Annotated in this window: 21 protein-coding genes; 16 read left to right on the top strand and 5 right to left on the bottom strand. The window is 59.9% G+C overall.

What is annotated here, in order from left to right; genetic code table 11:
- Positions 1 to 18 precede the first annotated feature (18 nt).
- From ACZZ0B_RS04945 to ACZZ0B_RS05020, 16 genes are all read left to right on the top strand, one after another.
- Positions 19 to 375, top strand: coding sequence for a PilZ domain-containing protein (locus ACZZ0B_RS04945; protein WP_008086261.1), 357 nt, complete (start codon positions 19 to 21; stop codon positions 373 to 375).
- Positions 376 to 390: 15 nt separating this feature from the next.
- The gene (locus ACZZ0B_RS04950) at positions 391 to 1182 is read left to right on the top strand and encodes a TatD family hydrolase (protein ID WP_463544496.1); all 792 of its coding nucleotides are present in this window, start codon (positions 391 to 393) and stop codon (positions 1180 to 1182) included.
- A 439-nt stretch (positions 1183 to 1621) separates the two neighbouring features.
- Positions 1622 to 2260, top strand: a complete 639-nt coding sequence (locus ACZZ0B_RS04955) for a TetR/AcrR family transcriptional regulator (RefSeq protein WP_007908276.1) — start codon at positions 1622 to 1624, stop codon at positions 2258 to 2260.
- 137 nt (positions 2261 to 2397) lie between these two features.
- Complete coding sequence (locus ACZZ0B_RS04960) at positions 2398 to 3366, top strand: GTP 3',8-cyclase MoaA (RefSeq protein ID WP_463544497.1); 969 nt, start codon at positions 2398 to 2400, stop codon at positions 3364 to 3366.
- 169 nt (positions 3367 to 3535) lie between these two features.
- The gene (locus tag ACZZ0B_RS04965) at positions 3536 to 4141 is read left to right on the top strand and encodes a DUF4823 domain-containing protein (protein ID WP_158830369.1); all 606 of its coding nucleotides are present in this window, start codon (positions 3536 to 3538) and stop codon (positions 4139 to 4141) included.
- A gap of 16 nt (positions 4142 to 4157) precedes the next feature.
- Complete coding sequence (locus tag ACZZ0B_RS04970; protein WP_463544498.1) at positions 4158 to 4718, top strand: DUF1285 domain-containing protein; 561 nt, start codon at positions 4158 to 4160, stop codon at positions 4716 to 4718.
- A gap of 137 nt (positions 4719 to 4855) precedes the next feature.
- Positions 4856 to 5572 carry a FadR/GntR family transcriptional regulator gene (locus tag ACZZ0B_RS04975; RefSeq protein ID WP_008087251.1) on the top strand — a complete coding sequence of 239 codons (717 nt, stop codon included), beginning with the start codon at positions 4856 to 4858 and terminating at the stop codon, positions 5570 to 5572.
- Between the two features lie 132 nt (positions 5573 to 5704).
- A complete protein-coding gene (locus ACZZ0B_RS04980; RefSeq protein WP_463544499.1) occupies positions 5705 to 6580 on the top strand; it encodes an SMP-30/gluconolactonase/LRE family protein in 876 nt (291 codons plus the stop codon).
- Between the two features lie 269 nt (positions 6581 to 6849).
- Positions 6850 to 7668, top strand: a complete 819-nt coding sequence (locus ACZZ0B_RS04985) for an SDR family oxidoreductase (protein WP_463544500.1) — start codon at positions 6850 to 6852, stop codon at positions 7666 to 7668.
- 136 nt (positions 7669 to 7804) lie between these two features.
- Positions 7805 to 8809, top strand: a complete 1005-nt coding sequence (locus tag ACZZ0B_RS04990) for a substrate-binding domain-containing protein (protein WP_008087257.1) — start codon at positions 7805 to 7807, stop codon at positions 8807 to 8809.
- A 53-nt stretch (positions 8810 to 8862) separates the two neighbouring features.
- On the top strand, positions 8863 to 10407 hold the full coding sequence (araG, locus tag ACZZ0B_RS04995; protein ID WP_008087259.1) for an L-arabinose ABC transporter ATP-binding protein AraG: 1545 nt from the start codon (positions 8863 to 8865) through the stop codon (positions 10405 to 10407).
- A 12-nt stretch (positions 10408 to 10419) separates the two neighbouring features.
- Positions 10420 to 11388, top strand: coding sequence for an L-arabinose ABC transporter permease AraH (araH, locus tag ACZZ0B_RS05000; protein WP_026000669.1), 969 nt, complete (start codon positions 10420 to 10422; stop codon positions 11386 to 11388).
- 694 nt (positions 11389 to 12082) lie between these two features.
- Positions 12083 to 12796: a GntR family transcriptional regulator gene (locus tag ACZZ0B_RS05005; RefSeq protein WP_463544501.1), complete on the top strand. Its 714-nt coding sequence runs from the start codon at positions 12083 to 12085 to the stop codon at positions 12794 to 12796.
- Positions 12793 to 13791: an ADP-ribosylglycohydrolase family protein gene (locus ACZZ0B_RS05010; protein WP_463544502.1), complete on the top strand. Its 999-nt coding sequence runs from the start codon at positions 12793 to 12795 to the stop codon at positions 13789 to 13791. Before ACZZ0B_RS05005 ends, ACZZ0B_RS05010 begins: the two co-directional genes overlap by 4 nt.
- Positions 13792 to 14019: 228 nt before the next feature.
- Entirely contained in the window at positions 14020 to 15486 is a 1467-nt protein-coding gene (locus ACZZ0B_RS05015; protein WP_463544503.1) for a purine-cytosine permease family protein, read from the top strand.
- Complete coding sequence (locus ACZZ0B_RS05020; RefSeq protein ID WP_463544504.1) at positions 15479 to 16408, top strand: PfkB family carbohydrate kinase; 930 nt, start codon at positions 15479 to 15481, stop codon at positions 16406 to 16408. Before ACZZ0B_RS05015 ends, ACZZ0B_RS05020 begins: the two co-directional genes overlap by 8 nt.
- A gap of 141 nt (positions 16409 to 16549) precedes the next feature.
- Here the strand turns inward: ACZZ0B_RS05020 and ACZZ0B_RS05025 are convergent, their stop codons facing one another.
- The 5 genes from ACZZ0B_RS05025 to ACZZ0B_RS05045 form a co-directional block, all read right to left on the bottom strand.
- Positions 16550 to 16930 (bottom strand): Rho termination factor N-terminal domain-containing protein, encoded by a 381-nt coding sequence (locus ACZZ0B_RS05025; protein ID WP_463544505.1) that lies wholly within the window; start codon positions 16928 to 16930, stop codon positions 16550 to 16552.
- Between the two features lie 190 nt (positions 16931 to 17120).
- A complete protein-coding gene (locus ACZZ0B_RS05030) occupies positions 17121 to 17375 on the bottom strand; it encodes a hypothetical protein (RefSeq protein ID WP_008085501.1) in 255 nt (84 codons plus the stop codon).
- A 44-nt stretch (positions 17376 to 17419) separates the two neighbouring features.
- Entirely contained in the window at positions 17420 to 17761 is a 342-nt protein-coding gene (locus tag ACZZ0B_RS05035) for a hypothetical protein (protein WP_008085503.1), read from the bottom strand.
- Positions 17762 to 17843: 82 nt separating this feature from the next.
- A complete protein-coding gene (locus ACZZ0B_RS05040; RefSeq protein WP_463544506.1) occupies positions 17844 to 19040 on the bottom strand; it encodes an MFS transporter in 1197 nt (398 codons plus the stop codon).
- Positions 19041 to 19149: 109 nt separating this feature from the next.
- Positions 19150 to 19803, bottom strand: a complete 654-nt coding sequence (locus ACZZ0B_RS05045; RefSeq protein WP_463544507.1) for an HD domain-containing protein — start codon at positions 19801 to 19803, stop codon at positions 19150 to 19152.
- Between the last annotated feature and the right edge of the window lie 156 nt (positions 19804 to 19959).

Below are 19959 nucleotides of genomic sequence, written 5' to 3' on the forward strand. Positions count from 1 at the left end.
TCAGCAGTGGAGGTCAACATGAATGAACCCGTCAGCCCAGGGCCGCGCAACGGCATTTTGTCCCTGACCATCAAGGACAAATCGGTGCTTTACGCCGCCTACATGCCATTCATCAAGAACGGTGGCTTGTTCATCCCGACCAACAAGAGCTACAAGTTGGGCGACGAGGTGTTCATGCTGCTCAATCTGATGGACGAAGCTGAAAAGATTCCGGTGGCCGGCAAGGTCACCTGGATCACGCCCAAAGGGGCGCAAGGCAATCGCGCCGCCGGTGTCGGCGTGCAGTTCAATGATGGCGACAACACCGCGCGCAGTCGCATCGAAACCCATCTGGCCGGAGCCCTCAAGTCCGACCGTCCCACTCATACGATGTAAGTAGCCGTCCTTTTTATGCTCGTAGATTCCCATTGTCACCTCGATCGCCTCGACCTCGCCGCCCATGATGGCTCGCTGGATGCCGCACTCGATGCAGCCCGGCAGCGCGGAGTAGGGCACTTTCTGTGCATCGGCGTCAGTGCCGACAACGCCGCCGACGTCAAAGCCCTGGCTGAACGGTACGACGACGTTGATTGCTCGGTTGGCGTGCACCCGCTGGATGTACAACCGGGCGCGGCGCCGGCGCTGGATTGGTTGCTGCACGAACTCAATCACCCGAAAGTAGTGGCGATCGGCGAAACCGGTCTGGACTATCACTACGAGCCGGAAGCCGCTGAATTGCAGCAGGAGTCGTTTCGTCTGCACCTGCAAGCGGCGCAGCAGACTGGCAAACCGGTGATCATCCACACCCGTGGCGCGCGGGCCGACACCCTTGAACTGCTGCGCGAAGCGGCGTTGCCGCAGGCCGGTGTGCTGCATTGCTTCACCGAAGACTGGGACATGGCCAAAGCAGCGCTGGACATGGGTTATTACATTTCCCTGTCGGGGATCGTCACGTTCCGTAATGCCGATGCGTTGCGCGATGTCGCGAGCAAGGTTCCGGCCGACCGCCTGCTGGTGGAAACCGATTCGCCGTATCTGGCGCCGATCCCGTATCGCGGCAAGCCAAACCTGCCGCAGTATGTGCGTGAGGTTGCGGAATTCCTGGCGATGTTGCGCGGTGAGAATTACGAGCGCTTTGCCGAACAGACCACCGAGAACTTCAAGCGTCTGTTTCCTCTGGCTTCGGTCAATTCTGCCCTGTAGGAGCTGCCGCAGGCTGCGATCTTTTGATCTTAAAAAAGCCAGATCAAAAGATCGCAGCCTGCGGCAGCTCCTACAGGTGTGATGTGGGATAAAGGTCAAATCGCGGGCAAAAAAAACCCGGGTTCTGGGGGGTGAATCCGGGTTAAGACCATTAGGAGTAAAACAAAGGCACGCGGTCCGTTGGTACCTTTATCGGCGCGGCACTTGGGGGAGATGTCGCCCGACAGTTGAAGTATTGATCAGTCTGGCGTGCAGTCCAGTGAGCCGGTCGGGGTTTTTAAACAAATTTGGAATACGTTTGCTTCAGTTGAGTTCTCATTGCGCCCAAAACGTTCTCAAAATGAACAAGAAACACAGATATGGTCGGATGATCCGTGCATTTTTGCGCAAGTTAGGCATAATACGCGGCTTCGAATTTTGACCCTTCAGACCTTTTCTTATGCACAAAGAACCTCGTAAGGTCCGTGAGTTTCGTCGCCGCGAGCAAGAAATTCTCGATACCGCGCTCAAGCTGTTCCTCGACCAAGGTGAAGACAGTGTCACCGTCGAGATGATTGCTGATGCCGTGGGTATCGGCAAAGGCACGATCTATAAGCATTTCAAATCCAAGGCTGAGATCTATCTGCGCCTGATGCTCGATTACGAGCGCGATTTGAACGAGCTGCTGCATTCGGCTGATGTCGACAAGGACAAGGAAGCGCTGTCCCGCGCCTACTTCGAATTCCGCATGCGTGACCCACAGCGCTATCGCCTGTTCGACCGTCTCGAAGAGAAGGTGGTCAAGGGCAATCAAGTGCCGGAGATGGTCGAGGAGTTGCACAAGATTCGTGCCTCGAACTTCGAACGTCTGACCCTGCTCATCAAGGGCCGTATCAGCGAAGGCAAGCTCGAAGACGTGCCGCCGTATTTCCACTACTGCGCATCCTGGGCGCTGGTGCATGGCGCTGTGGCGCTGTATCACTCGCCGTTCTGGAGCAATGTGCTGGAAGATCAGGAAGGTTTCTTCCAGTTTCTGATGGACATCGGCGTGCGCATGGGCAACAAGCGCAAGCGCGACCCGGAAACGCCGAGCAGCTGAGCCATTCAGCTGCCTTATTGCGCCATGATTTCGCTACATGACGCAGTACCGCAGGAATATACTCAGGCATAGGGCTTGCTAAAACTTGATTTGTGAGTCAAGTTTTAGCGGCTCGAAATTCTATCGCCGGAGTGATCATGATCGTTGACCGTCAAGGCAGGCGTTTTCGCAATTTGCGCATCAGCCTGACTTCAGCCTGCAATTACGCGTGTACCTACTGCGTGCCCAACGGCAAGCGGTTGGTGGCTGCGCAGGATGAACTGTCGGCTGAGGCCATGGCACGCGGCGTCGAGTACCTGATCGAGGCCGCCGGCATCGAGCGCTTGCGCATCACTGGCGGCGAGCCGCTGGTCAGCCCGAAGCTTGAATCGTTCATGACCGCCGTCGGCAAGATGGGCCTGGAAGACATCAGCCTGACCACCAACGGTCAACTCCTCGCGAAGAAACTTCCGCTGCTGGTCGATGCCGGTCTGCGCCGCATCAATGTGTCCCTCGATACCCTCGACGCGGGTGCGTTCCGCAGCATCGCCCGTGGCGGCGACCTGGCCACTGTGCTCGATGGCATGGATCAAGCCGCTGCGGCGGGGATGAAGATCAAGGTCAACATGGTGCCGTTGCGCGGGCAGAACCTCGATCAGGTGATGCCGTTGCTCGATTACTGCCTTGAACGCGGCTTCGAGTTGCGCTTCATCGAGCTGATGCGCATGGGCCACCTGGCCAAAGACTCCAATGCTTTCCTGCAACAGTTCGTCAGCCTTGAACAATTGCTTAGCCTGATCGGCGAGCGCTACGAGTACGCACAGACTGACGCGCCGATCGACGCGACCGCCGTGCGCTATGCGATTCCTGGCCTGGGCAATTTCGGCGTGATCGCCAACGAAAGCGTGCCGTTCTGTCGGACGTGCTCGCGCTTGCGCCTCTCGTCGACCGGGTGGCTGCACGGCTGCCTGTCGTCGAGCAACCGCCATTACGTCGGCGATCTGCTTGATAAGCCGCGTCATCAGGCACTGCCAGCGCTGCAGCGTCTGCTGGTCAAGGCGCTGGGGGACAAGCAGGAAGTGGCGTTTTCCGGCGGCGCCACCGTCATGAAGATCATTGGCGGCTGATACTCCCCATTCGCGGGCAAGCCTTGCTTCTACAGAGTTATGCGATCCTGTAGGAGCAAGGCTTGCCCGCGAATGCGTTCTATAAATCAACCAAGATCCCGAGCTGGCGCAAAAGCTGCATCCAACGGCCATTCGCCGGTTTTCCGTCACCGGCCTCTGGAGGAATAGGATGCGTAGCCTGGTTTTGCTGCTGGCCGTTTTGGCGCTTGGCGGCTGTATGACTGTCAGTGATATGGCCGAGGGCACTCGCTATCAGATGAGCGATGCGGGGCTGCTGGATCACAGTGACAGCCGCCGCGTGAACAACTTCCGCATTCAGCCGGACTCGTTCATCTACATCGCGCAAGGTTCGTTTGCGCCGCCGGGCGGTTCTTACCCGCGCCCCAACGTAGTGGCTGAGGAAGCCTTCAAGGGCTTCGTCGAATATTTCCCGATGGTGCGCCGTGCCCGCGCGCCGGAAGGCCTCGATCAGGCAATGGGTGAAGCCCGTGACGCCGGCGCGCACTATCTGCTCTACACCCGTTTCGCCAAGGCTGACGACCGCATCGGCAACTCCGATGAGTGGCTCGATCAGGAAGCTGTGGATCGCCTGGGCATCGACGGCGGCGTGATTCAGATCATGTTGATCGAGACCAGCACCCAGTATTTGATTGATACTGCACGCATCAAGAGTCGTGGCGGTTTACTGACGTTCCACGACAGCAAACCCGAAGACCTGATCGGCCCGCCGCTGGCGCAATACGCGCGCAGCCTGCTGGGAGTCGGCGACCAATAATTCAAAGGAGAACGCCATGAGTGGCCCGCAAAAAGCCAATGACCTGTTGGGACAGATCCCGAAAACCAAAGGCCTGCCGCCGGTGCACTTGTGGAACCCGGACTTTTGCGGCGACATCGACATGCGCATCGCCCGCGACGGCACCTGGTATTACCTGGGCACGCCGATCGGGCGCAAGCCGATGGTCAGGCTGTTCTCGACGATCATGCGCCGCGATGGCGATGACTATTTCCTGATCACCCCGGTCGAGAAGGTCGGGATCAAGGTCGACGATGCGCCGTTTGTGGCGATTGCTGTCGAGGTTGAAGGCGAGGGGGAGGCGCAACTGTTGCGTTTTACCACCAACGTGGATGAAACGGCTGAGGCCGGGCCTGAGCATCCGATTCGCGTCGAGATTGATCCGGCAACGCAAGAGCCTGCGCCTTACGTGCATGTACGCACCAACCTCGAAGCGTTGATCCACCGCAATGTGTTCTACCAACTGGTGGAACTGGCGGTCAGTCGTGAGATCGATGGCCAACGTTGGTTGGGCGTATGGAGCGGCGGCGAGTTCTTTCGCATCGGCCTCGAACCTTAAAAGATCGCAGCCTTCGGCAGCTCCTACATGGCGTACACCTGTAGGAGCTGCCGAAGGCTGCGATCTTTTTTTGTCGTTGACACCCAATCATATGATCATTAGCTTGATCACCCATCGCGTCCCGCTTTGAGGTGTTCATGTCCAGCAGCTTTCATGCGTCGACCGTTGACTGGCTAGGCAGCTGGATCGCCGCTGGCCAGGTCAAACCGGGGCAGACCATCAAGGTCGAAGCCGATCTGGGCGAGCAACTCGGGGTCAGCCGCACCGTCATCCGCGAAGCGATCAAAACCCTCGTCGCCAAAGGCATGCTCGAAGTCGGGCCGAAAGTCGGCACCCGCGTATTGCCCGTGCGGCGCTGGAACCTGTTTGATCCACAAGTCGTCGGCTGGTTGTCGCGCAACGGTTTGCCGGAAAACTTTGTCGATGACCTGCTCGACTTGCGCCGCACCATCGAACCGATGGCGGTGCGCTGGGCGTGCGAGCGGGCAACGCAGGAGCAGATCGAAGCCGTGCAACTGGCGTTCAATGCCCTTGAACGAGCGGTGGACAGCGGCATCGATTACAACCGCGCCGATCAGGCTTTCCACGAATGTATTCTCGCGGCCAGCCATAACCAGTTCATTGAACAAATGGTCCCGGCCCTCGGCGCGTTGCTGGCGGTGTCGTTCGAAGTCTCTGCCGCCGATCCGGATGAACTGCGCCGCACACTGCCGATCCACAAAGACATGGCCGATGCCATCGCCGCCCGCGATTCCGCGCGCGGCGTGTGGGCGTGCATGACCCTGATCGACAATGCAGACCTGGCGATAAAACGCTTCTATCCAAAAGTCATGGCCGACAAAAAAGCCGGCTAACAACTAATTCCCCTGTAGGAGTGAGCTTGCTCGCGATTGCGTCGTATCAGGCAAAGCAGCTTCGACTGATCCACCGCGATCGCGAGCAGGCTCACTCCTACAGTAAAAAACAAGAACAATGGAGACCGTTATATGCCGTGGACCGCCCTGACCCAACACCGCGCCCAACTCGGTGAAGGCCCGTTCTGGGACGCGCCGACCAAGGCGCTGTACTGGGTCGACATTGCCGGCAAACAGGCTTTGCGCCTGATCGGCCAGAACGTGCAGATCTGGCAGATGCCCGAGCACATTTCCGCATTCATCCCGTGCAACAGCGGCGACGCCCTGGTGACCCTGAGCAGCGGCGTCTATCGCCTCGATCTCGATTCCCCCGGCCTCGAACCGCGCCTGACGCTGTTCTGCGTCGCCGACCCGCAACCGGGCAATCGTCCCAACGAAGCACGGTGCGATGCTCAGGGCCGGTTGTGGCTCGGCACCATGCAAAACAACATCGGCGAGCAGGGCGAGGATCTGCCGATCATCCGCCGTTCCGGTGGGCTGTTTCGCGTCGATCCGGATAAACGCGTCACGCCGTTGCTGCGCGGTCTGGGCATTCCCAACACGCTGCTGTGGAGCAACGACGGCACCACGCTGCTGTTCGGCGACAGCCTCGACAGCACGCTGTACCGCTATTTCATTCACACCGACGGCAACCTCGACACCGCTTACATCTGGTACGGCCCCGATCAGCAGGGCGGCCCGGACGGCTCGGCGATGGACGCCGAAGGCTACGTGTGGAATGCCCGTTGGGACGGCAGTTGCCTGTTGCGCCTGACGCCGGAGGGCTATATCGACCGGCGGATCGATCTGCCGGTGAGTCGGCCAACCAGTTGCGTGTTTGGCGGTGAAGATTTGAAAACCCTGTACATCACCAGTGCCAAGAGTCCGCACAACCATCCGCTGGATGGCGCGGTGCTGTCGATGCGCGTCGATGTGCCCGGAAAACTCTGCACCCGTTTTGCTGGATGATCCCAAAATATGGGATGCAAAATTATATATTGAGATTATTTGGCGGTCGGGTTTATAGTCGGCTGCAGCAGTAACACGCACTCACACTTAAAAAGAACAAAACAGGTGAAGTGATGCAGCGAATGTCTATCGCACTCCCGAGTGGAGTCAGCGTCTCGCAACGGCTCGATGCCGTCGGCGACGCCTGCCTGTTTCGTTCAAAACGCCTTCCAGACCGGACATATCAGATGGCCGGTTTTTTTGTGCCTGCGAAACAGGAGTTCTGATCCATGGCTGAACCTCTTTCCCTGCCGCCGGTGCCCGCACCGCCGAAGGGCGAGCGTCTGAAAAACAAGGTCGTGCTGCTGACCGGTGCCGCGCAAGGTATCGGCGAAGCCATCGTTGCTGCCTTCGCCTCGCAGCAAGCGAAGTTGGTGATCAGCGATATCCAGGCTGAAAAAGTCGAAAAGGTCGCCGCGCACTGGCGCGAGCAGGGCTTTGACGTGCAGGCGCTGAAGGCGGATGTCTCGCGTCAGCACGATTTGCACGCCATGGCCAAACGCGCCGTTGAACTGCACGGTCGTATCGACGTGCTGGTCAACTGCGCCGGGGTCAACGTGTTCCGTGATCCGCTGGAAATGACTGACGAAGACTGGCATCGCTGCTTTGCGATCGACCTCGATGGCGCCTGGTTCGGCTGCAAAGCGGTGCTGCCGCAGATGATCGAGCAAGGCGTCGGCAGCATCATCAACATCGCCTCGACCCATTCCAGCCACATCATTCCCGGCTGCTTCCCGTACCCGGTGGCCAAACACGGTTTGCTCGGCCTGACCCGCGCGCTCGGCATCGAATACGCGGCGAAAGGCATTCGCGTCAACGCGATTGCGCCGGGCTACATTGAAACTCAGTTGAACGTCGATTACTGGAACGGTTTCGCCGACCCGCACGCCGAACGTCAGCGCGCCTTCGATCTGCACCCGCCGAAACGCATCGGTCAGCCGCTGGAAGTGGCGATGACTGCGGTGTTACTGGCCAGTGATGAAGCACCGTTTATCAACGCGTCATGCATCACCATCGATGGTGGCCGCTCGGTGATGTACCACGACTGAGCGCTGCAGCTTTCACACGGATAGATCCGGGTGAAATCCAATCATCATACGATATGACTATTTTCAACAGGCTTTGCAGGAACACGCTTTAACGCTTTTCAAACATTGCTCAAAAAAAATAACAAGGAGTCAGCTTATGAAACGTCGTTTCGGGATTCGTACCCTGTGCACTACCGCCCTGGCGGTCACTGCATTCAGCCTGAGCAGTTCGCTGCTCGCTGCCGACACCGTGAAAATCGGTTTTCTGGTCAAGCAGGCTGAAGAGCCGTGGTTCCAGACCGAGTGGGCCTTCGCCGAGAAAGCCGCCAAGGACAAGGGCTTTGAACTGATCAAGATCGCCGTGCCGGATGGCGAGAAAACCCTCTCGGCCATCGACAGCCTCGCTGCCAACGGCGCCAAGGGTTTCGTGATTTGCCCGCCGGATGTCTCGCTCGGCCCGGCGATCATGGCCAAAGCCAAACTCAATGACCTGAAAGTGATTGCTGTCGATGACCGTTTCGTCGACGCCAACGGCAAGTTCATGGAAGACGTGCCATACCTCGGCATGGCCGCGTTTGAAGTCGGCCAGAAGCAAGGCAACGCGATGGTCGCCGAAGCGAAAAAACGCAACTGGGACTGGAAAGACACCTACGCGGTGGTCAACACCTACAACGAACTCGACACCGGCAAGAAACGCACTGACGGCTCGGTGAAATCCCTTGAAGACGCCGGCATGCCGAAGGATCACATCCTCTTTGCCGCGCTGAAAACCCTCGACGTACCGGGCAGCATGGACGCCACCAACTCGGCGCTGGTGAAACTGCCGAGCGCGGCGAAAAACCTGATCATCGGCGGCATGAACGACAACACCGTGCTCGGCGGCGTGCGCGCCACTGAAGCGGCCGGTTTTGCTGCGACCAACGTGATCGGCATCGGCATTAACGGCACCGACGCCATTGGCGAACTGAAAAAGCCTAACAGCGGCTTCTTCGGCTCGATGCTGCCAAGCCCGCACATCGAGGGCTACAAAACCGCCGAGATGATGTACGAGTGGGTCACCACCGGCAAAGAACCGCCGAAGTACACCGCGATGGACGACGTCACCCTGATCACCCGCGAAAACTTCAAGCAAGAGCTGGAAAAAATCGGCTTGTGGAACTGATGCAGCGACGGCCCGGGCAGCCGGGCCGTTTTTCGGTGTGAAGAGGTGGCTTTATGCACGCGCAAGTACAGACACAACAACACAGCTCCAGCGGCAGCCTGCGCTTCAACGGGATCGGCAAAACCTTTCCCGGTGTGAAGGCGCTGGACGCCATCAGCTTCGTCGCGCATCCGGGGCAGGTTCACGCCTTGATGGGCGAGAACGGCGCCGGCAAATCGACCCTGCTGAAAATCCTTGGTGGCGCTTACATCCCGAGCAGCGGCGAGTTGCAGATCGGCGAGCAGACCATGGCGTTCAGGTCGACCGCCGACAGCATCGGCAGCGGCGTCGCGGTGATTCACCAGGAGCTGCATCTGGTGCCGGAAATGACCGTCGCCGAAAACCTGTTTCTCGGCCATCTGCCAGCGAGTTTCGGTTTGATCAATCGCGGCGCCTTGCGTCAGCAAGCCTTGAATTGCTTGAAAGGTCTGGCCGACGAAATCGATCCGCAGACCAAGGTCGGACGCCTGTCCCTCGGCCAGCGGCAACTGGTGGAAATCGCCAAAGCGCTGTCACGCGGCGCCCATGTGATCGCCTTCGACGAACCGACCAGCAGCCTCTCGGCCCGTGAGATCGACCGCTTGATGGCGATCATTGGTCGTCTGCGTGACGAGGGCAAAGTGGTGCTCTACGTCTCGCACCGTATGGAAGAAGTGTTCCGTATCTGCGACGCGGTGACGGTGTTCAAGGACGGTCGCTACGTGCGCACCTTCGAGGACATGAGCCAGTTGACCCACGATCAACTGGTGACCTGCATGGTCGGTCGCGACATTCAGGACATCTACGATTATCGCCATCGTCCACGCGGCGCCGTCGCGCTGAAGGTCGATGGCTTGCTAGGCCCGGGTCTGCGTGAGCCGATCAGTTTCGAAGCGCACAAGGGTGAAATTCTTGGCTTGTTTGGATTGGTCGGGGCAGGGCGCACCGAGCTGTTTCGCCTGCTCAGCGGACTGGAACGCAACACCGCTGGACGCCTCGAATTGCGTGGCCATGAACTGAAATTGCGCTCACCGCGCGACGCGATTGCCGCCGGGATTCTGCTGTGCCCGGAGGATCGCAAGAAGGAAGGCATCATCCCGCTGGCCAGCGTTGCCGAGAACATCAACATCAGTGCCCGTGGCGCGCATTCGGGGCTCGGCTGCCTGATTCGCGGTTTATGGGAAAAGGGCAACGCCGATAAGCAAATCAAAGCGCTGAAAGTGAAAACCCCGCATGCCGGTCAGCAGATCAAATTCCTTTCCGGCGGCAATCAGCAGAAGGCCATTCTCGGCCGTTGGTTGTCGATGCCGATGAAGGTCTTGCTGCTCGACGAACCAACGCGCGGCATCGACATCGGCGCCAAAGCGGAGATCTACCAGATCATCCACAACCTCGCCGCCGAGGGCATTTCGGTGATCGTGGTGTCCAGCGACCTGATGGAAGTGATGGGCATTTCCGACCGCATTCTGGTGCTCTGCGAAGGCGCCCTGCGCGGCGAAATCAGCCGTGACCAGGCCAATGAATCCAACCTGCTGCAACTGGCTTTGCCGCGCCACCGCGCTGACGGCGTGGCGAACTGAGAGGTGACTATGATGACAACCCAAAACGAAACCCTGCCCAAAGAGCGCAAACCGCTGGACATGCGCCGCTTCCTTGATGACTGGGTCATGCTGCTGGCGGCGGTGGGCATTTTTGTTGCCTGTACGCTGCTGATCGACAACTTCCTTTCGCCGCTGAACATGCGTGGTCTCGGCCTGGCAATTTCCACCACCGGGATCGCCGCGTGCACGATGTTGTATTGCCTGGCGTCGGGGCATTTCGACTTGTCGGTGGGCTCGGTGATTGCCTGCGCCGGCGTGGTCGCGGCGGTGGTGATGCGCGACACCAACAGCGTCTTTCTCGGTGTCAGTGCAGCGTTGGTGATGGGCCTGATTGTCGGGCTGATCAACGGAATCGTGATTGCCAAGTTGCGCGTCAATGCGTTGATCACGACGTTGGCGACCATGCAGATTGTTCGCGGTCTGGCTTACATTTTTGCCAATGGCAAAGCGGTGGGTGTTTCGCAGGAATCATTTTTCGTCTTCGGCAACGGTCAGTTGTTTGGCGTGCCGGTGCCGATTCTGATCACCATTGTCTGCTTTCTGTTTTTTGGCTGGTTGCTGAATTACACCACCTACGGGCGCAACACCATGGCCATCGGCGGCAACCAGGAAGCGGCGCTGCTGGCGGGCGTGAACGTTGATCGCACCAAGATCATTATCTTTGCCGTGCACGGTGTGATTGGTGCGCTGGCGGGGGTGATTCTGGCGTCGCGGATGACCTCCGGGCAGCCAATGATTGGGCAGGGTTTTGAGCTGACGGTGATTTCGGCTTGCGTGTTGGGCGGGGTGTCGCTCAGCGGCGGTATTGGCATGATTCGGCATGTGATTGCCGGGGTGTTGATTCTGGCGATCATCGAGAATGCGATGAATCTGAAGAACATCGATACCTTCTACCAATACGTCATCCGCGGTTCGATCCTGCTGCTGGCCGTCGTCATTGACCGCCTCAAACAACGCTGACCCCATTCCCGACACGCAAACCTGTGGGAGCTGGCTTGCCAGCGATTGCGGTAGATCATTCAACATCAACTTTGAATGTTCTGCCGCCATCGCTGGCGAGCCAGCTCCCACAGGGATTCGCGGTCAACACTGAACACCGGTTCACCGCAAAACTGTAGGAGTGAGCCTGCTCGCGATAGCGACTTTCAGCCACGTTGATGTTGGATGTGCCGACGTTATCGCGAGCAGGCTCACTCCTACAGGGATTCGCGGTCAGATATTGGATGTACCGCCGCCATCGCTGGCGAGCCAGCTCCCACAGGGATTCGCGGTCAACACTGAACACCGGTTCACCGCAAAACTGTAGGAGTGAGCCTGCTCGCGAAAGCGCACTTTCAGCCACGTTGATGTTGGATGTGCCGACGTTATCGCGAGCAGGCTCACTCCTACAGGGATTCGCGGTCAGATGTTGGATGTTCCGCCGCCATCGCTGGCGAGCCAGCTCCCACAGGGATTCGCGGTCAGCAGTGAACACCGGTTCACTGCAAAAACCGTAGGAGTGAGCCTGCTCGCGATAGCGTACTTTCAGCCACGTTGATGTTGGATGTGCCGCCGTTATCGCGAGCAGGCTCACTCCTACAGGGGTATGCGCCTTTTGTCAGCTTGCTGAAATTGTTCTTGCCCGTTAGCGCCCGTTTCGGTTATCACTTTGTACATGATTAGACAGGTACGATTTGACAAGAAACAACGGGTGGTCGACGAGCTCGTCCGGCGCATCGAAAGCGGTCTCATGGAGGACGGCTTTCTGTTGCCCGGCGAGCATCAGTTGGCTCAAGAATTCAACGTCAGCCGTGGCACGTTGCGCGAAGCGCTGGCCGAACTGAAGCGGCGCAAATACATCGCTACGCAAGGCGGCGTCGGCTCGATCGTCACCTTCGATGGTGTCGCCCTCGACCAACGCAACGGCTGGGCGCAGGCGCTGGCCGACAGCGGCGCAATGATCAACACTGAAGTGTTGCGCCTGGAAGCCGTGATCCGCCCCGACCTGCTGTCGCGGTTCGGCACCGACCAATTCATCACCCTCGACCGTCGTCGCCGTTCCACCGAAGGCACGCTGGTGTCCCTTGAGCGTTCTTTGATGCCGGCCACCGGCGGCCTGGAAAGCCTGCCGCGCGTCGGTCTGATCGACAATTCCCTGACCATCACCCTGGCCGCTTACGGCTACATCGGCGAGCGCGGTGATCAATGGATCGGCGCCGAACCGCTGAACGCCGTCGACGCTGAACTGCTCGGCCGCCCGGAAGGCACGGTGTTCCTCAAAGCCCTGCGCACCACCTACGACCGGCAGAACCGTTTCATGGAGCAGGTCGAAAGCCTGCTCGACCCGGTGCATTTCCGTCTGCACCTGCAATTTGGAGAATCGAAATGACCCCGCTCAACCGTGCCCTCGGCGCTTTCTATGGCCTGGCCCTCGGCGACGCGCTGGGCATGCCGACGCAATCGCTGAATCGCGAAACCATCAAGGCGCGTTTCGGCCAGATCACCGATCTACAGGACGCCGGGCCATTGCAACCCATCGCCGCGAACATGCCCAAAGGCTCGATCACCGACGATACCGAACAGGCAATCCTGGTCGGCGAGTTGCTGGTTGAAGGCAAAGGCCATATCGAGCCGGCGATCCTCGCGCAACGCCTGATCGAGTGGGAAGCCGAGATGCAGGCCAAGGGCTCGCAGGATTTGCTCGGGCCATCGACCAAACGCGCCATCGAAATGATCCTTGCTGGTCATTCGCCGGTAGAGGCTGGGCGTTACGGCACCACCAATGGCGCGGCAATGCGCATCACCCCCGTCGGGATCGCGGCGGATGTTGCCGATCCCGAGCGCTTTATTGCGGCGGTGGTGCAGGCCTGTCAGGTGACTCACAACACCACGCTGGGGATTTCCAGCGCGGCGGCGGTGGCGGCGGTGGTTTCGGCCGGCATCAACGGCATGGACCTGGGCGAGGCGTTGAACCTTGGTCAGCAAATCGCTCAGCAAGCGGAAGCGCATGGTCACTGGGTCGCCGGTGGACGAATCGCCTCGCGCATCAGTTGGGCACGCACGATCAGTGTCGATAGCGACAAGGCTCTGCTGGCGGATTTGCTCTACGACGTGATCGGTACTTCGGTGGCGTCGCAGGAATCGGTGGTGGTCTCGTTCGCGCTGGCGCAGCAAGTTGCGGTCGGTGAGATGAGCGCGTTTGATGCGCTGTGCATGGCTGCCAGTCTGGGTGGCGACACTGACACCATCGCGGCGATTCTCGGCGCGATGCTCGGGGCCTGCCTGGGCCTTGAGAGCTGGCCTGCCGAGATGATCGAGACGGTGAAAACCGTTAATCATCTTCAGCTTGAGCCATTGGTGCAGGGGCTGTTGGCCTTGCGCTGATTGAACTGACGCCATCGCTGGCAAGCCAGCTCCCACAGGTTTTTGCTGTGAACACACATTTGTGTACACCCTGATCCCTGTGGGAGCTGGCTTGCCAGCGATAGGCGCACCGCAAATTTCGAATTTCCAACCCGCAATGGATCGCGCAGACAGGCCGAGGACGGCCGCGATGTCTTGTCGTTTTGCGTCATTGCCACAACCACAAAAAAGGCAAACAGGAGCACCTTCATGAGTTCAGCAAACGCCGGGCAAAGCGCCGGGCAACTGGAAACCCGCGGCATCGAACCGGTGCCGGAAGCCGAGTGCAACGGTCATCCGCTGCAATTGTTCTGGGTCTGGTTCGCCGCCAACATTTCCATCCTCGGTCTGCCGTTGGGCGCCACGCTGGTGGCGTTTCGCGGGCTGGCGATCTGGCAGGCAATCATCGTCGCGATCATCGGCGCTGCCGGTTCGTTCGCGGTGGTCGGGATCATCTCGATTGCCGGTCGCCGTGGCCGTGCGCCGAGCCTGACGTTGTCGCGAGCGATCTTCGGCGTACGCGGCAATATCGGCCCGACGCTGGTCTCGCTGATGTCGCGTCTGGGCTGGGAAACCGTCAACACCACCACCGCCGCATTCGTGCTGCTGTCACTGTGCTCGATCCTGTTCGGCTCGCCGGTGGAAGCAAAAAGCGCACCGGTACTGACGCTGATCTTCATCGCCATTTTCGTCTTGCTGACCCTGTCGGTGTCGGGCCTCGGCCATGCGACCTTGCTGGTGATCCAGAAGTGGGCGACCTACGTGTTCGGCGCGCTGAACATTCTCGTCGGCGGCTTCCTCTGCGCGACCATCGACTGGAGCGCGGTGTTCAACGCCACGCCAGCACCGATGAGCGCCATGATCATTGGCATCGGTACCATGGCCGCCGGCACCGGCATCGGTTGGGCCAACGCTGGCGCCGACATGTCGCGCTATCAGCATCGCAGCGTCAAAGCCGTACGCTTGGTCGCGTCGGCTGCATTCGGCGCGGGCATTCCGCTGGTGCTGTTGATCACCCTCGGCGGCTTGTTGTCGGTGGGCAACAACGACCTCGCTTCGGCGACTGACCCGATCGTGGCGATCCGCGACATGCTGCCGACGTGGATGGCCGTGCCGTACCTGATCACCGCGTTCGGTGGTCTGCTGCTGTCGAACAACCTGTCGGTGTACTCCGCCGGTTTGACCACGTTGACCCTCGGTCTGAAGGTAAAACGCGTCTACGCGGTGGTGGTCGATATCGTCGCGATCTTCGCCGGTTCGATCTACTTCATGCTGATCGCCGACAGCTTCTACGGCCCGTTCATCACCTTCATTTCCCTGCTGGCGGTGCCGATCACCGCGTGGGTCGGGATCTTCGTTGTCGACCTTATTCACCGTCACTACTACAGCCCGACAGACCTGCTCGACGTCAGCCCGCGCAGCGCCTATTGGTACAACGGCGGCATCGAGTGGCGCGCGTTCGGCGCGTGGGCGATTGCCATCGTCCTCGGCTTCAGCTTCACCACCATCGGCACCACCGCCGAGAACGTCTGGTTCAAAGGCTTTTTGTCCGACTCCTGGCTGGGCCATAACGGCCTCGGCTGGATCGTGACCTTTGTCGTCGCCGGTGGCATTTACTTCGTCCTCGGCGGGGCGAAAGATCGCCGCGCCGCGCCAACCGAGAATGCTCATGCCTAAGATGTTGCACACCGGCCAGGTCATCATCGACCTGGTCATGGCCGTGGATAAACTGCCGCAGATTGGCGGTGATGTGCTCGCGCAGTCGGCGGGTTTCGAAGCGGGTGGCGGTTTCAACGTGATGGCCGCAGCGGTGCGTAATGGCTTGCCGGTGGTCTACCTCGGTCGCCACGGTAGCGGGCGTTTCGGCGATCTCGCGCGTGAGGCGATGAACGTTGAAGGCATTCATATCGGCATCAAGGAACGTGCGCAGCGCGACACCGGTTTGTGTGTGGCGCTGACCGATGCGTCGGCGGAGCGCAGTTTCATTTCCTACATCGGCGCTGAAGGTGAGGTGACCGAGGAGGATCTGAACAGCGTCGCCGCCGAGGCCGGCGATTACGTTTATCTCAGCGGCTACAGCCTGTTGCACGCAGGCAAGGCGCAAGCGCTGCTCGACTGGACGCTGGCGCTACCGGGCTCGATCAACGTGGTGTTCGATCCAGGCCCGCTGGTGGAGTCGCCCGACTCGCCGATGATGCAGGCGCTGTTGCCGCGCATTGATGTGTGGACGAGCAACAGTGTCGAGGCGCTCAGGTTTACCGGCGCTGAAGAGCTTGCTGTGGCGCTGGATCGACTGGCTGAGCATCTGCCTGAAGACGTGTTGATGGTCGTGCGCGACGGTCCGCAAGGCTGCTGGATTCATCAGCGCGGTGAGCGTCGGCATGTGCCGGGGTTTGCCGTCAAAGCGGTGGATAGCAATGGCGCTGGCGATGCGCATGCCGGGGTGTTTGTGGCGGGGTTGGCGCAGGGTTTGACGGCGCACGAATCGGCGCGGCGGGCGAACGCGGCGGCGGCTATCGCGGTGACGCGCTGGGGGCCGGCGACCTCGCCGGGGGCGGCTGAAGTGGATGCATTTATCCGTGAGTCCAGCGGCGCCTGATTTATAGCAATCGCCGGCAAGCCAGATCCCACATTGAATCTGTGTCGCACATCAATCCAATGTAGGAACTGCCGAAGGCTGCGATCTGTTGATCTTCAAAGTCAAGGGATCGCAGCCTTCGGCAGCTCCTACAGGGGACTTTCAGCCGGCCTTGCGCAATGCCTCGATCAACTCCTGCTTACGCATCGAAGACCGCCCGGGAATCTTCTTGTCCCGCGCCTCCTTCATCAAACTATCAACCGTCTGCGCATCCCGCGAAGCCGGGCTTTTACGCGAATGTCCCTCGCGACTGGCCACTGCGCGCCGCGCTGATTCCTGGCGGTCTTCGGACTTGGCGCGCGCCGGTTTCTTGCGTCCGGAACCGCCGCGTTTCTCGCCGCCGCCCGATTGTTTGTTCACCGTCGCCCAGGCCCGCGCCTCGGCTTCATCCTTCGACACGCCCTTTTTCTCGTAGCTGTCTTCGATATGCTCGGCTTTACGCTTCTGTTCGGTGGTGTATTTGTCTTTGCTTCCACGAGGCATGGGATTTCTCCTTGCATCGGCAGATGAATTGCCATGTAGGAGCTGCCGCAGGCTGCGATCTGTTGATCTTGAAAATCAAAAGATCGCAGCCTGCGGCAGCTCCTACATGATTAATGATCACACGATCACACGATCACACGATCACACGATCACACGATCACACGATCACACGATCATACGATCACATTGCTCAGCTTTCGAGCTTGCGTGCAGCCTCGACACCGGCAGCGCTGAGCTTGATTGGCAGGTTCAACGAATGTTCGCCGGCCTCGTTGCAGGTCACATGACCGTGGTGAATCAGTCCGCGATCCTGCAGGGCGGCGAGGGCGCCAGCCACGACCTTTTCGCCCCGGTAATTGTCCAGCACCTCCTTGCCCAGGCCGCTCGGGTGGGCGTGCAGCAGGCGGGTGAGGACTTCTTTTTCCAGGTTTTTATCGACGTTCATGGTTACCTCTTCATTGGATTGAATAGGACGCTCGCGTCGGCGAACTACTGACCGGAGCCTTCGGAACCGGAGCCACCGGTGGTGGTTTTCGAGCCGATGCCGGGCCCCGCGTTGTCTGGCGTGGCAGGGGCATCGGGGGTGTTCATGCCGCCCTGGCGACCCGGGTCGCTGCCCTGGGTACGCGGATCAGTGCCGGTGGCGGGCGGCTGATTGATCAACGGTACGCCGGAACCATCGGTGTTCATGCCGGGAGCACTGTTGATGGCGGGGGCGCGGGGTGGGGTCGGATCGGTAGGGCCGGTGCCCGCAGCGGTGGCGGATGCGGCGAAAACCGCAGGGCAGAGCAGGGCGCTGAATACGAAAGCGGTCAACCTTGACGGGATCATAGGGCTTCTCCAGTGATTGGAATCCTTACCTGTCGTTGGTCTGCCCGGTGATCGGATTGGTGCCTGATGAACGACGAACGGTCTAGGCCGGCGTCGCCGTTTTGACGTTGAGTCGACGCCAGAGCAGACGAGCCACGGTGATCAGCCAGTTCACCAGCGCCACGGCCAATACCGTGAGCAGCAGCGTCGCCATCCCCAGTTCGACGATGATTTTCCCGGCCAGCAACGGAAAGCCGAACACGCCGATAAAATACGAAAGACTGAACAGCAACAACACCTGCGCAGTGCTGCCAGTCGGCGCTTCGTTGGCGGCGAGGCCGTTGATCACCGAATACGTCAGGCCATAGCCGACGCCGAGCATCAGCGCCGCCAGCAGATAGGTGAATCCACTGTGCACGCCGAAGGCGAACAGCACGATCGAGCCGAGCATCAGCCCCGACAACAGGCAGGAAGCGCGCAGCGGATCACGCTTGACCACATAACCTGCGATCAGCATCCGGCTGCTGATCGCTGCACTCATAAAACCGAGGAAGAACAGCGAATAATCCAGCGAGCGCGCGGTCGCGTAACTGGTCTGGAAACTCGACAGTCCGCCAAATACACAGCCGCCGAGCCCGACCATGATGATCGGAAACACCGCGCGCGAGCCGAGGACTTGAGTGGTCGCTTGCCAGGTGATTTTTGCCGCCGACGTGGCTTGGGTGCTTTTCAATCGAGCACCGAGGCGCCAGAACAGCAGCACACCGATCAGGCTCGCCAACGCCGCCAGATAAAACGCTGAAGTCACCGGCCAGCCCAGCGCACTGGCGGCGCGCCCGAGCAACGGGCCGCTGCCGATCCCGGTCATCATGCTGCCCGAAAGCAAGGCAAAGTACTTCGCACGCTGCGCCGGGGTCACCAGACTGGCAACGATGATCGGCCCCAAGGTGTAGAAAACGCCCCAGCCCAGACCTAACAGCAAACCGAAGAACAGCAGCAGATGGCCGAACCCCGGCGTCATCGCAAAACCCAGGCTCGCCGTCACCAGCAACAACCCGAACAGCGCAATCGACCGCGCCGCGCCGAGCATGTCGGACAAGTGCCCGGACACCAGCACCGCGACAAACGTACTGAGCATCGCCGCCGAAATCACACTGCCGGCATCGTGTTCATTGCCGCCGCGCGAACTGATCAGCAGCGACAGCAAAAACGTCGAGCCATACGACAGCGACAACAGGTAACTGGCGAGGCAGAACAGGCCAAACAGCTTGCCTGACACTTGTGGCGTTGCTTGCGACATGACGCGTTCCTTGACCGGAAAAAATTGAGCGTCATCTGTTTAACACGTCGCCCGCGCGGGTTAGGTCTGAGGTTGGCGAAGTCAGGTTCAGCACTGGCCGGAGTAACGCTCAGACGATGCCGATTTCTTCCAGCAATTGCTCCATGAAGCCTTTCAAGCGCTGATGACGTATCTGCGCCAGACGCTGGCCGGCAGCGGTCTGGAAGCCGTCGGCGAGGTGCAGCAGTTTGGTCTGGAAATGATCGAGGCAAAAACGTTTGTCGTCGTAGTCGCGTTGCTTCGCTTGGGGATCTTGCGGGTCGTACAGCGCCGAGCCCATGCGCCCGGCAATGTAGAAGGTACGGGCGACGCCGAGCATGCCCAACGAGTCGAGACGGTCGGCGTCCTGGACGATTTTCGCTTCGAGGGTGAGCGGGCTGATGTTGGCGGAGAAACTGTGGGCTTCTATGGCGTGGGCGACGGCGGCGATTTTTTCGCTGGGCCAATGCATCGCCGCGAGCACCGCCGCCGCTTTTTCTGCCGCCAGACGTGAGGCGTGTGCACGCAGTGGCGAGTTTTTCTCGACGGCCACGCAGTCGTGCAGCAGTACGGCGGCGAGCAAGACTTGCAGATCGCCGCCTTCGTCTTCGTGCAACGTGCGCACGTTGTGCCAGACCCGCTGCAGGTGCGCGAGGTCGTGCGCGCCGTCGTTTGAGGGTTCCAGGGCGTGGGGCAGCAGCTTGGCAGCGAGTGAGGCGAGCGGAGCAAAAGCAGTTTCGTTCATGAGCATCCTTGCAGGCTGTCGTGGATTTCGCTTGATGATACTTCTGTGGTGAGGGGATTTATCCCCGATGGGCGCGTAGCGACCCCCAAAAAATGGGCTGCTGCGCAACCCGTCGGGGATAAATCCCCTCACCACAGGGTTCTCTACCACGTTTGG

The sequence above is a fragment of the Pseudomonas sp. AC247 genome (assembly GCF_979258015.1).